A 12,673-nucleotide genomic window follows, 5' to 3' on the forward strand; every position below is an offset into this window, starting at 1 on the left:
GGACGCCATGGCGCCCGCAAGCATGATCTGAACCGTCCCGGGGTTGATGCACCCTCGGTTATATGTGAACGACCGGTCGGTCGTCACGGGTTTGTGCATAGTAGTCGGCCTCGGCTTCGGCGGGTGGGCGTCGGTCGAGGCGGTGCATGAGGCGGGCGGTGTTGTACCAGTGGATCCAGGCTGCGGTGATGGCCTCGAGGCAGCCGAGGCCGGTCAGTGGTCCGCGCCGGAAGGGTGAGTCGTCGCGGATGCATTCGGTCTTGTAGAGCCCGATAGTGGTCTCGGCCAGGGCGTTGAGGCCCCTATGTCAAGCGGCCTTGGTGAGAGCGTGTTCAGTGGTCAGTGCGGTTCGGATGATGGAGAAGGTCTCGCGGGCGATGTAGCGCTTGAGGACCCGGAGTGTGTCCTTGCGGCTGTCGCCTTGCTGGTGTCGCTTGTCGGCGAATTCGCGAGGGTCATGGATCATGCGGTTGTTCGCGATGGTCCACAGGGTGTTGTTCGCGGAGCGGTCGCCGCCGCGGTTGAGGCGGTGGCGCTGTCGTTGTCCGCTGCTGGCTTGGACTGGGCTGGCGCCGCACAGAGCTGCGAAGGCGGCGTCGCTGTGGAGACGGTCTGGGTTGCCGCCGGCGGTGATGAGCAGCTGCGCGGCGCTGTGGATTCCGATGCCGGGTCGCTCGATGAGCTTCGGCACGGTGCGGCGGACGAGGTCGCGGATGAGCCGGTCGAGCTCGATGATTTCTCGGTGGACTTGGAGCCAGCGGTGACCGAGGCTGGCGAGCGCTGCGTGCATGCCACTGGCCGGGGCGAGCTGGCTGCACAAGGTGGCGAGCTGCAGCAGGCTCTTGACGCGCAGGTGGTCGCGCAGGGCCTGGTCGGTTCCGACGAGTAGGGCCTTGACCTGGTTGCTTGCGGTGGTCGTGGCCTTGATGGCGCTGTTGCGTGCGATCGTCAACGCTCGCAGGGCTTCCACGGCCCCTTCACGGTTCTTCGGAACTGCGGTTGCCTGTCCAGACAGCACCGCGCGGGCGGCGGCTTCTGCGTCGATCGGGTCGCTCTTGCCTTTGCGGCGCCGGTTGGCTCGATCGGGCCGGTTGACCTCGAAGACCGTGATGCCGGCGGCCTGGAGGGCACGGGTGAGTTGATAACCGTAGCTGCCAGTGCCTTCGACGCCTGCGGTGAGCGCGTCGCCGTGCTCGACGCTCCAGACCAGGAGCTCGCGCGAACCGGCTTCAGTGGCGGCAAACATCAAGCTGCCTTGGTGCTGGCCGAGCCCGTTAAGGACGACGGCGACGTGGAAGTGTTTATGGGTGTCGATCCCCAGAACGGTTTGGCCATGCGTGGGCATGTGGTGCCTCTCGTCATCGCACACGGACGAGGGCGGGTCGGGGTCGGACAGGACACTCAGGGTGCCGGGGGCAAGGCCCCTATTGGGTCACGGCTCCAGCCCGCACTCGAGACGTGGACGCCGGAACACGGGCCGACTGATCAACGCGTTGGCAGGCGATGCCGCCAGTCGTAAGCCGGGTCAGGCCCTGCCGGTCCGCCAGTCCTTGCGCGGGAATCAAACCGGTGATCCGACGTCCACAGCCATGATGATGCCTTGAGTGTCGTAGGCGTCGCCGACGGTCCCGATCGAGGGGTCTATCCCCTGGAGGTGCACGGTCTCGGTGAAGTGCACCGATGTATATTGCGACCCGCCACCGCTGTCGCGGGTCGCTCTCCCGCGCGAAGAAACTCGTCGCGGCCTTCAAGATCTCGACCGTGCGTTCCAACTCGGCGTTCTTCCGCTTCAACTCCCGGATCTCCCGCACCGACTCCGACGTCACCCCATCGGTCTGACCGACGTCGATCTGCGCCTGCCGGACCCAGCGGCGCAACGTCTCGGCCGTCGTCCCCAACCGGGCCGATACGCCTTGATCGCTGCCCACTCAGATCGATCGCAGGGGCGGTACTCAAGGCGGCACACAAGCTGTCGGCAAGGGATTATGAGTGCCCCGCCGCTTGCCACACTGGCCAACTTCAGGCTCGCGGAGTTCGGACTCCGGCCCCTCTGGCTGACTAAACCCACTCTGTTTGACGCGATTTCATGGCACGGACCATGGCACGCGACAGACGATACGCCCGGCGCGGCGCTCGCTCGGCTCTATACGTGGGTTGGCCGATCGGCGGCAAGGAGGCGAGCGGCGAAGCCCGTGAGGAGTCCCTCCGCGGGGCACTGCAGCCAGCGGACAAAAGGCCCTGGCTTCCTCGTCCATTTGCCACCGGGAACGTGGCCCGCCGCCATGGCGAGACCTCTGGCCCTGCCAGAGCATCTCCATCATGCCGACGAGGTGGACGAGGTCGCGCGACTGGCCGGCCTTGTCCGGCAGTGCCAGCTCTCAGCGGCGGGGCCCTGACGTCGGCGCGGCCGTCGCCCTACGGCCGTCCAGGGGTGGGATGGTTCTGCGGTGACGAAAAGACGCCGCCGGATCTGGAACGCCAGTCTCGCCGTTGCTTGCCTGCTCGTCCTCGGAGTCGGAATTGGAGGTGGGGTGGTGAGCCTCAACGCCTCGGTCGACAAGAGCGAGTGGGGATCGGTTTCGGAGTGGTGGGTCAATGGGTAGGTGGTCTCGCGGCTGCCGCGGCCATCGTGTCGACACTGTTCCTCGCCCGGCACGACGCCAGGGCGGCCGAGAAGCGGTGGAAGGCGGACGCCCTCGCGGCCGAGGCACGGGCGAAGACGGACGCCGAGGCGGCGGAAGAACGTTGGCGAACGGAGCTGCTCGACCGGGAAGACCGCGAACATCGCGCTGCTGAGCGGCTCGCTCAGCAGTACGCACGGCTCGTGCTCGTCAAGGCTGAGAGGGTCTGGAACTCCCGGTCGAGCACTTTCGAGGCCTTTGTCGAAATCACCAACTACGGACCGGAACCGGTGATGCACCCTCGCCTAGAGGCCTTCGTCCACCCTGGCGGTGGCACCGGCCGATGGGAGTTCGACAGCAACGTTGATGACTGGACCGTGCCAGGGTGGATCGCTTCCATGGCTTCGTCCCTGGTCCCCATCAACGAGGTCTACTTCGAGCCGCCGCTAACGGATGATGAGATGGCACTGCGCCTTGGCTGGGTTCCGATCATCACCTACCAGGACTCTGCCGGCCGTCGGTGGCGGCGGGTCGGAACGGAAGAGCCGCAGCGACGGGCAGACGGTGACCCTGACCTGATCCTCGGGCCGGACTGGTATCAGTGACTCGGCGACGGGTGTCACAATTTGATTCTGTGGAGGGGGACGTGCGTGGAGATCGCAGCTCTGATTCTTGGCCCGGCTGCGGCCCTACTCGGCGTTGGGCTCGGAGGTGCTGTGACAGTCCGAGCCCAACGGAAGGCTTGGGAACGAGAACAATCGCATCGTGAGCGCGAGGCGATCCGGAAGGTATGCGCCGACTATGTAGCGGCGGTTCGGCGATTCGCGACTTACCTCAAGGACATGGACACTGTCGTTCGCATCTACATGGATCCTGCGGACGGCAACACGATAGCCGCGGCGGACGATAAGGCCTTCAGTTTGGCGCTCGAGGAGGCCTCAGCTGCGGTCCTGCTCACCGTGCGCAACTCAGAGACGATCGATCGCGCACGAGATCTGCGGCGAGCTGTCATAGAGATGGCAGTCTCCCGCGCCGGCAACCCTGGCCGCCGTATGCCACTGACGATCCACGAGGCTGTTCGCCTCGCTGAGTCGGGCTTCATAAACGCGGCACGCAACGAGCTCGCGGCGCCAGCTCTGGAAGGCGGGCTCTATCGCCTGGGCTAGTTGCCGGGCAGCTAGCAAGGGAAGCGTGAGCCCCGGGTCGTGATCGAACCGTTGGCTTTCCAGATCTCGAGCGGCGACTGCGCCTCGGGATTTGGAGGCACGCCACTTGCCACACCAGCGCACTTCAGGCGACAGAACTTCGTATTCAGCCCCCCTTGACCAACGTCAACCACCCTAGCCCCGAGTTTGCAGTGGTTGATGTCCGGGGCGACACTTGGGGTAGATGTGGCTAAGTGCCTTGCCTGCTTGAGATTCTGGACTTGCTGCGGGTCCGGAAGTTCGCAAGAGGAAGGCACTTCGTAGGTGCATACTACAACGACGCGTCGCAGGGTCGTGGTGACGACCGATGGGCCGGGTGTCGCCTTGCATGCTGGGTCACGGCTGTTGGTCGACCTGGCCGAGGTGAGTGGGTTGAGCAACTACGCCGTTCGCGAGCTCGTACAATCGTTTGAATAGAGGCTAGTACGGCAGCCGTAGTTCGTGATCTCTGGTCGGGATGGCTTGTCGGCGCTGGTAGTGGCTGGTTCGGGCGCGGTGTTGGTGTCGGCGTCTCCAGGTCGACCAGTGCAGCCGGTGTCGCAGGTCTTGTATCGGTTCGACGATGAGGGTGTTGAAGAGGCGGTGGATCTCGTTGCAGGTCAACGCGATCAGGCCTGGTGGGGTTGGGGTTTCGGCTCGTTCGGTCGCGGTGAGGACGGCCAGGAGGGCGTGGGCGAGCATCGCGAGGATGGTCCAGCGGTGCCAGCTGGTCCAGCGGCGGACCTGGTGCTGGTCGAGCCCGGTGAGGGTCTTGCTCGCTTGGGTTGGGTGGGCCGCGCGGCGAGGTGCCTGTGGTGTGCAGGTCCTTTTCCGCGCGGCCTCCCGCCGAACCGGACGTGCCTGTTTCCGGGCATCCGGCTCTCCAGTGACTATTCCGTGAGTGTTGCGACTGGGGTCCCGGTGTGGATGTAGTCATGGCAGGCGGCGCAGACCACGAGGGTTTTGCGTCGCCGTTTGGCCATGAGGTTGTTCCATCCGGGTTGGGCTGGTCTGGGTGGGGCGAGCTCGGCGAGGGTGCGGACGTGATGGACTTGCATCTCGCCGGGTTGGTCGCAGAGCTCGCATCTGCCCCGTAGGAGCCGGGTGACCAGCTCTTTGCGGGGGTAGATGACCCGTTCCGGAAGACGGTCGTCGAGGACGGCCGTCTTCTGCCGTGTGAGTGGAATACCACCGAACCGTGCGACCAGTGGCTTCTTGTCTTTGCCGCGTCCGACGATGGCCTCGAAGCACGTGCGTGGCCCGTGTGGGGTCTGGATCTTGGCCGTGTGTTTGGCCGCGATCTTCGACACCGTCGAGCGGTGCTTGGAGGCCAGCGTCTTCAGCATCGAGGTCAGCATGACCCAGCGCAGCCGGTGCAGTAGGCGAACGTTGCCGGCTAACAAGAAGTATTGGACGATGCCCCGATACTCCGCCCCATAGATCCTGACGATGTCGTAGTCGCCACGGCTGATCAGGCGGGGCCGCCGCGCGGGATTGCCGCGCATGAGATACGGGGCGCTCTTGGCTTTGATCACCGCCGGGGGCACGCGTAACTGGATCTGGCCGTTGACCGCGCGTTTGCCGCGGGTGAACTGCCGATCGTCGTGTCCGACGGTGATGTCGTAGCCGAGGAATCGTGCCGCGCCGCTTCTGGCGTGCGTGATCAGCGTCTTGTCCTGGGCAAGTTCCAGCGCGAGATCATCGCGCAGGAACGCCGCCAGGCGCTGTTTGATCTCCTCGGCCTCAGCCTTGGGTCCGGTGAACCCGAGCAGGTGGTCATCGGCGTAGCGGATGTATCGCAGCCGTCGGTAGTCGGGATCGTGAGGGTCCTGACTTGGCAGGCTTCGCATGCGATTGCGCAGCCTTCGGGCTTCGACACGGTCGCCGCGCCTGCGGGCGCGTGCGAGCGCGGCCGCGACCTCCAGGTAGGCAGGGTTGCGGGCCCTGCGTGCCTTTCGGGTGTATTCCGGGATGAGGACTGTCTCGACGAAGGCGTCCAATCGGTGCAGGTAGATGTTGGACAGGACCGGAGACGCCACGCCGCCTTGCGGCGCTCCGGACAGTGTGGCGTTGTAGACCCAGTCCTCCAGGTATCCGGCTGTCAGCATGTTGCGCACCAGCCGCAGGAAACGGTTGTCGTGGATCTTGTCCGCCAGCGTCGTGACCATGACCTCGTGGTCAAGAGATCCGAAGCAGTCGGAGATGTCTCCCTCGATGAACCAGTTCGTCCCGGTCCAGGTGTTGGCCACCTCGCGGAGCGCGGTATGGCAGCCCCGGCCGGGACGGAACCCGTGGGAACGGTCGGAGAACTGCGGCTCGTAGTAGGCCTCCAGCAGCAGGCGCACTACCTCGCCGACCAGCTTGTCCGACCAGGTTGGCATCCCCAGCGGGCGTAACTTCCCGTTGCGTTTCGGGATGTAGACCCGCTTCACGGGCTTGAATCGGTAGCGCTCGTTGCGCATCGCATCGATGATGCGGCCGATCTTGCCCAGCGACATGCCGTCCACGGTTTCCTTCGTGGCCCCGGCCGTCATCGCCCCGTGGTTGGAGTAGATACGTCCGTAGGCCAACAGATACAACTGCGGGTTGAACAATTGCCGATACAGCTCATCACATGGCAGGCCACGCCTGCCGCGTTCACGGAGGACACCCAGCACCGCTTCGGCGCTCTGCATTTCGCATACCTCCCGATCTGATGGTGCCCGATCACCTGTTCCCCTTCGCCCATGCAGACGGCTTTCCCGTCCTCCTTGGCAGGTCGTGACTCCTGCGACTACTACGGGAACTGCGTCGCCGTAGGACTCGCGCCCCGTAGGCGATCCCACGTTCGTCCCTGTCATACGGTGCAGCGCGACGTAGGCGGCCCACTCATCTCCTTGAATGTCCTCATTGGACATCGCTTCCCGCCCCGGAGGTTGCCTCGGCTATCGTTCAACGCCGAGGCAGGGCGTAACACCGGTTTCAGACGTCTTTCCGGTGGATGTGAAGTTTCATCGTCTGGAGATTAGGCTTCAGGCAATCCAGCTTTCGCCATATCGCGCGGGTCTTCCCAGCGCACCGTCCCATACGCCTGGACCCGGCCACTGGTTCGCTGACATGCTGTTGTCCCCTTAACCTTTCGGCGCCAGGTAAGTCATCAGACCCAAGAACCTCCCTCCGAGTTCCTCCCCACTGGATGGGGAATATGACAAGGCGCCTCGTGGCGCACAAGGACTCCTCGATCGTCCAGCGGCGGCCGGCGACGCGGACCAGTTCGCGCAGCGGGACCGGTGCCGGTGACCAGCAGCGGTAGTAGGCGAGCTCGCCGGTGGCGTTGTTGCGGCGAATCAGCAGCCACCGCTGCCCCAGAGTGCCACTGGGCAGTGCCCCCGGTTCGGGTTCGATGCTGATCCAGGCCCAGTCGTAGAACCGTGGCCCCTTGGAGCCGTTACCGGCCGACAGCCGCTGCCATGCGTTGCGGGGCAGGCGGGCGGCGAGTTCGTCGGCGCGGATCTTGCCGACGCCGGTGCGGACTGCGTGGCTGCAGGCGACCGCGAGCACGTAGCCGACACCGCGGTCCTCCAGGGTCTTGCGTAGTTTCGGGTCGGCGCCGTAGACCTCGTCACCGGCGACCCAGCGCGCGCTGACGCCGGCGTCCAGGGCGCGGGTGATCATCTCGGTGGCCAGTGCTGGTTTGGTCGCGAACTTCACCGTCGCCGGGACACCGGCCTGCTCGCGCCGGTCGGTGTCGTCGGCCCAGACCCGCGGCAGATACAGCTCCCGGTCGATCAACGCGTGCCCGGCAGTGCCGGCATAGGTCAGGTAGACCGCGACCTGGGCGTTCTCGATCCGCCCGGCGGTCCCGGTGTATTGGCGCTGCACCCCAACGGTGTGAGCGCCCTTCTTGAGGTCGCCCGTCTCGTCCACCACCAGCACGGCATCCACCGTGCCGAGCCGCTCCACGACATACCGGCGCAGGTCGTCACGCACGCCGTCGGTATCCCATTTCGCCTTCCGCAGCAGGTGCTGCAGGCCGTCAGGCGAGTCGTGACCGGCGTGCTCGGCCAGCGTCCAGCAGTTCTTCACCGCCAACCCCGACATCAACCCCGCAACCGCATCCCGCGCCAGCCGCCGCGACTCCAATCGGGCGAACCGAGACGCGATCCGCGCCATCAACCCATCGAACTCCACCCGCCAACGACCAGGGTCTATGCTTTGGCCCGCGGCCACCGCGAGATCTTCTTGAGTCCACACAACCCGAGATCATCGACCGGTGGCCGCCTCACGTCCGGGACCGCCACACCGCCAGATCACGAACTCCGGCTGTCGTACTAGCCGGCCGCCCCCTCTGATGACCACTACGCTCTGCACCCGCCGCGAGCCCTTCAGTCCCGCGATCTTCCCATTTTCCATCAATGAGTAATGGGTCTCATCAATGAGTAGTGGGGTTTTTCCGTAGCGTGATGAAGTCCATAACAAATGGTTCCTGGTTGCATTTTCTCGCTTCTTTTTCGGTTGACAGAGAGCGACTTTGGGCTACGGTTTGCCGCAACCAGAGAGTCACAATCCGGGGGGCCGGCATGCCGAAACGTTTTGCGACCGCATTTTTCGTTCTCACTACTGCGGTCGTGATGGTGCTAGGCCTCACCGCCTCGCCCGCGCGGGCAGCCGAGGGTGATCCTGCGTCCTCCGTTGTGGCGACGTGGTCCTGCACCAGCAGCCCGTGCCCGTGGGGCCCGTCGGACACCAGCAACACGGCGGTCTGGCCGGCCGCGGCCGAGCCGGTCCGGGCCCGCTACGGCTATACCGTCTCCCACGACGTGTACGCCCCGGTGTCCAAGGTGGCGGGTTGGAAGATCACCGTCACGTCCGGCAGCGCCACGGTTTACGCGGGCCCGGCCGACGACTCGCACTCGTCGCTGGCCGCGCTGTCGGCCGGCGAGAGCTACACCGTGTCCAGCACGCTGAGTAACAGCAGCCTCGTCAGCGTGCAGGACGGTGGGTCGTTCGAGTACACGATCACCCCCGGCACCCCGACCGACCCGCCGCCGCCGGCCTCCGGTGACGGCTCGGTGCTGGCCACCTGGAACTGCACCAGCAGCCCCTGCCCGTCGGGCCAGAGCTACACCAGCAACGCGGGCGTCTGGCCGGCCGCGGCCCAGCCGGTCCGGGCCCGCTACGGCTATACCGTCTCCGCCGACGTCTACGCTCCGGTGTCCAAGGTGGCGGGCTGGAAGATCACCGTCACCTCCGGCAGCGCCACGGTTTACGCGGGCCCGGCCGACGACTCGCACTCGTCGCTGACCGCGCTGTCGGCCGGCGAGAGCTACACCGTGTCGAGCACGCTCAGCAACAGCAGCATCGTGAGCGTGCAGGACGGTGGCGCGTTCCGGGTCACCTTCACTCCGGGCGAGCCGACCACGCCGCCGCCGGCGTCCGGCGACGGTTCGGTGCTGGCCACCTGGAACTGCACCGGCACGCCCTGCCCGTCGGGTGCGAGCTACACCAGCAACGCGGCGGTCTGGCCCGCGACGGCCGAGCCCACCCGGGCCCGCTACGGCTACACCGTCTCCCACGACGTGTACGCCCCGGCGGCGAAGGTGGCCGGCTGGAAGATCACCGTCACCTCCGGCAGCGCCGCCGTGTACGCGGGCCCGGTCGGGGACTCGCACTCGTCGCTGGCCGCGCTGTCGGCCGGCGAGAGCTACACCGTGTCGAGCACCCTGAGCAGCAGCAGCATCGTCAGCGTGCAGGGCGGCTCCGCGTTCGAGTACACGTTCACGCCGGGTGGGCCGGTCACGCCCCCGCCGGCCGGCGACGGCGAGTCGGCCCGGGTGACCTGGACCTGCACCAGCAGCCCGTGCCCGTGGGGTCCGTCGGACAGCGGGTACGCCGCCGTCTGGCCGGCCGAGACCGACCCCAGCCGGGCCCGCTACGGCTACACCGCCTCGCACGACGTCTACGCGCCGGCCCCGCAGGTGGCGAACTGGAAGATCACCGTCACCTCGGGCAGCGCCACCGTGTTCTCCGGCCCGGTCGGGGACTCGCACGCGTCGCTGGCCAACCTGTCGGCCGGCCAGAGCTACACCGTGCCGACCACTCTGAGCGGCGCCAGCATCGTCAGCGTGCAGAGCGGTTCGCCGTTCGAGTACGCCTTCGTGTCCGGCCCGCCGGTCCCGCCGACGCCGCTCGCCTGTACCGACCCCACCACCTGCGACCCGGTCTCCTGGGTCAACGCCCGCTGGCGCTACGCCGGCACCGGCGAGAACCCCGGTGACTGGTACGGCGGCGTGATCGCCTGGCCGGTCGGCACGGCCTACCAGGGCAACGGCCGCTCCGGCGACAACGCGCGCACCGTCTACTCGGAGTCGGGCGTTCCGCTCTACCCGTACATGGGTGCCTGGGCCGACGGGTGCACCGTCCGCGTGGTCACCGGCCGGGTCCTGATCGTCGAGTGGGAGCGCGGTACGGACGAGTGGCGGGAGACCCGCGTGATCGCCGGCCAGGCGTACACCATCTCGCTCAGCGGCTCCGAGGACGGCGCCATGATCGAGACGGACAACGACGTCGAGCCCTTCACGGTCTCGGTGAGCAACTGCACCCCGCGGCCGCTCTCGGAGTCGAACAACCGCCTCCCGGTGGCGAACGCCGGTGCGCCGCAGTCGGTCGTGGCTGGTACGACCGTGACCCTGAACGGGTCCGGCACCGACGCCGACGGCGACGACCTCACCTACGCGTGGACCCAGACCGGTGGACCTGCGGTGACGCTGTCCAGTACGACGGCGGCGAAGCCGACCTTCACCGCCCCGTCCTCGGCGTCCACGCTGACCTTCAGCCTGGTGGTGCGGGACGGCCGGGCCAACAGCGCGGCGGCGACCACCACGGTGACCACCACCCCGGTCAACCAGGTGCCGGTGGCGAACGCCGGTACGGCGCAGACGGTCAACACGGGTACCACGGTGACGCTGGACGGCTCCGGCAGCCGCGACGCCGACGACGACCCGCTCACCTACACGTGGACCCAGACCGGTGGGCCGGCGGTGACGCTGTCCAGCCGGACGGTGCAGAAGCCGACGTTCACCGCCCCGTCCACCAAGACCACGCTGACGTTCAGCCTGGTTGTGCGGGACGGCAAGGCCAACAGCGCCGCCGTCACCACCACGGTCACCACTAACACGGTGCCGGTGGCGAGCGCGGGGGCGGCGCAGTCGGCCGAGCCCGGCGTCACCGTGACGCTGGACGGCTCCGGCAGCCGCGACGCCGACAACGACCCGCTGACCTACACCTGGACCCAGACCGGTGGGCCGGCGGTGACGCTGTCCAGCCGGACGGTGCAGAAGCCGACCTTCACCGCCCCGGCCACACCGGCCACGCTGACCTTCAGCCTGGTCGTGCGGGACGGCAAGGTGGACAGCGCGGTGTCGACCACCACGGTGACCGTCACCGGTCCGAACCTGGCCCGGGGCAAGACCGCCACCCAGTCGAGCACCAGCGGTACCGCGGTGGCGGCCCGGGCGGTGGACGGTAACACCAACGGCGTGTTCGCGAGCGGCTCGGTGACCCAGACCAACACCTCCACCCAGCCGTGGTGGCAGGTCGACCTCGGTTCCGCGGCGGCCGTCTCCACGGTCACGGTGTGGAGCCGGACCGACTCGAACCGGATGGGCAGCGGCTCGGTGTTCATCTCCTCGACCGACATGAACGGCCGGTCGATGTCCTCGCTGCAGGCCGACGACTCGGTGAAGGAGATGTCGTTCTCGGCGTTCTCGTCCACCACCAACAGCCTGACCCTGAACGCGGGCAACGCCACCGGCCGGTACGTGCGGGTGCAGCTGTCGAGCATCTTCACCACCCTGAACCTGGCCGAGGTGCAGGTCGGCGGCACCACCGGCGCCGTGAACCTGTCCACCAACCGGCCGGCCACGCAGTCGTCGACCGACGTCGGCACCGCCGCCCGGGCCGTGGACGGGAACACCAACGGCGTCTTCGCCGCCGGGTCGGTGAGCCGGACGGCGTCCAGCTCGCAGCCGTGGTGGCAGGTCGACCTGCTGACCAATTCCCGGGTCGGCAACGTCACGGTGCACAACCGGACCGACGCCTCGGCCGACAAGCTGAACAACGCGGTGGTGTTCCTCTCCACCGCCAGCATGTCGGGCCGGACCTACGCCCAGCTGATGGCCGACTCCACGGTGACCAAGCTGAACCTCGGGGCGACGCCGGGGGCGGTCACCAGTCTGCCGACCAACACCGTGGCCCGCTACGTCAAGGTGCAGTCGCCGGCCACCAGCGCCGGTGTGATCAGCCTGGCCGAGGTCACGGTGACGGGCACCCAGCCCAACTGACGCACGACCAGGGATCCGTCTCGTTCGTTCCATCGACGAAGCGCACGGTCCGGGCTCCACGCCCGACCGACCGTGTGAGGAATGCCAGCGATGAGCGAGCCGGGACGAATCCTTCGTGCGCGGCGGGTCCGCTGGCGGACGGCGAAGCGGCGGCCATTCTGTCCACCTCGATGACGAGCCGCCGGCCGGTGTCCGCCAGGTCGACCCGGGCATGGAAACGATCGTCGCCGATCCGCACCTGCGGAACGAATCCGTCGAGCTCGGCTTCGATCAACACCGCTCGCAGTATCGATTCGAGAACCGACTTCCTGCGTCCGTCCAGATGCTCGGCGACCCGGAGTACGGCGCCGCGACCCGCACGGCCCAGCTGCCGACCAGCGGGGCCAGCAGTTCGGCGCGACTGACCGATCGTGCCCGGGCGGGCGAGTCGGCGATGGCGGGCACGGGCCCGAACGACAGGGTCCGCGCGCAATCGATCCGCCCCTACCTGGAGGGCAAGCGGGGCGCTGCGATGGACGGCTAGACCGACTTCCTGGCAGGGGAGTTT

Annotated in this window: 7 protein-coding genes and 3 pseudogenes; 4 read left to right on the plus strand and 6 right to left on the minus strand. The window is 67.2% G+C overall.

Annotation, left to right across the window (positions count from 1 at the left end; all coding sequences use genetic code 11):
* Nucleotides 1–58 precede the first annotated feature (58 nt).
* From OG558_RS15465 to OG558_RS15475, 3 genes and pseudogenes are all read right to left on the minus strand, one after another.
* Nucleotides 59–295: pseudogene (locus OG558_RS15465) on the minus strand (IS3 family transposase); the annotation flags it as partial.
* 12 nt (nt 296–307) lie between these two features.
* Nucleotides 308–1,345 carry an IS110 family transposase gene (locus tag OG558_RS15470; RefSeq protein WP_405070885.1) on the minus strand — a complete coding sequence of 346 codons (1,038 nt, stop codon included), beginning with the start codon at nt 1,343–1,345 and terminating at the stop codon, nt 308–310.
* A gap of 362 nt (nt 1,346–1,707) precedes the next feature.
* Nucleotides 1,708–1,939: pseudogene (locus OG558_RS15475) on the minus strand (transposase); the annotation flags it as partial.
* Between the two features lie 627 nt (nt 1,940–2,566).
* On the opposite strand from OG558_RS15475, the gene OG558_RS15480 reads away from it, so the two are divergent.
* Both OG558_RS15480 and OG558_RS15485 read left to right on the plus strand, forming a co-directional pair.
* Nucleotides 2,567–3,226, plus strand: a complete 660-nt coding sequence (locus OG558_RS15480; protein ID WP_405070886.1) for a hypothetical protein — start codon at nt 2,567–2,569, stop codon at nt 3,224–3,226.
* 237 nt (nt 3,227–3,463) lie between these two features.
* Nucleotides 3,464–3,787, plus strand: coding sequence for a hypothetical protein (locus tag OG558_RS15485; RefSeq protein WP_405070887.1), 324 nt, complete (start codon nt 3,464–3,466; stop codon nt 3,785–3,787).
* A 459-nt stretch (nt 3,788–4,246) separates the two neighbouring features.
* Here the strand turns inward: OG558_RS15485 and OG558_RS15490 are convergent, their stop codons facing one another.
* The 3 genes and pseudogenes from OG558_RS15490 to OG558_RS15500 all read right to left on the minus strand — a co-directional run.
* Complete coding sequence (locus OG558_RS15490; RefSeq protein WP_405070888.1) at nt 4,247–4,507, minus strand: hypothetical protein; 261 nt, start codon at nt 4,505–4,507, stop codon at nt 4,247–4,249.
* 188 nt (nt 4,508–4,695) lie between these two features.
* Entirely contained in the window at nt 4,696–6,702 is a 2,007-nt protein-coding gene (locus tag OG558_RS15495; protein ID WP_405065004.1) for a reverse transcriptase domain-containing protein, read from the minus strand.
* 316 nt (nt 6,703–7,018) lie between these two features.
* Nucleotides 7,019–7,957: pseudogene (locus OG558_RS15500) on the minus strand (IS701 family transposase); the annotation flags it as partial.
* A 407-nt stretch (nt 7,958–8,364) separates the two neighbouring features.
* Here OG558_RS15500 and OG558_RS15505 point away from each other — a divergent pair.
* Both OG558_RS15505 and OG558_RS15510 read left to right on the plus strand, forming a co-directional pair.
* Nucleotides 8,365–12,126, plus strand: coding sequence for a PKD domain-containing protein (locus OG558_RS15505; protein WP_405070889.1), 3,762 nt, complete (start codon nt 8,365–8,367; stop codon nt 12,124–12,126).
* 211 nt (nt 12,127–12,337) lie between these two features.
* Complete coding sequence (locus OG558_RS15510) at nt 12,338–12,649, plus strand: hypothetical protein (protein WP_405070890.1); 312 nt, start codon at nt 12,338–12,340, stop codon at nt 12,647–12,649.
* Nucleotides 12,650–12,673 lie beyond the last annotated feature (24 nt).

The sequence above is a fragment of the Kribbella sp. NBC_01510 genome, from assembly GCF_045040325.1.
In the GTDB taxonomy this organism is placed as follows: Bacteria; Actinomycetota; Actinomycetes; order Propionibacteriales; family Kribbellaceae; genus Kribbella.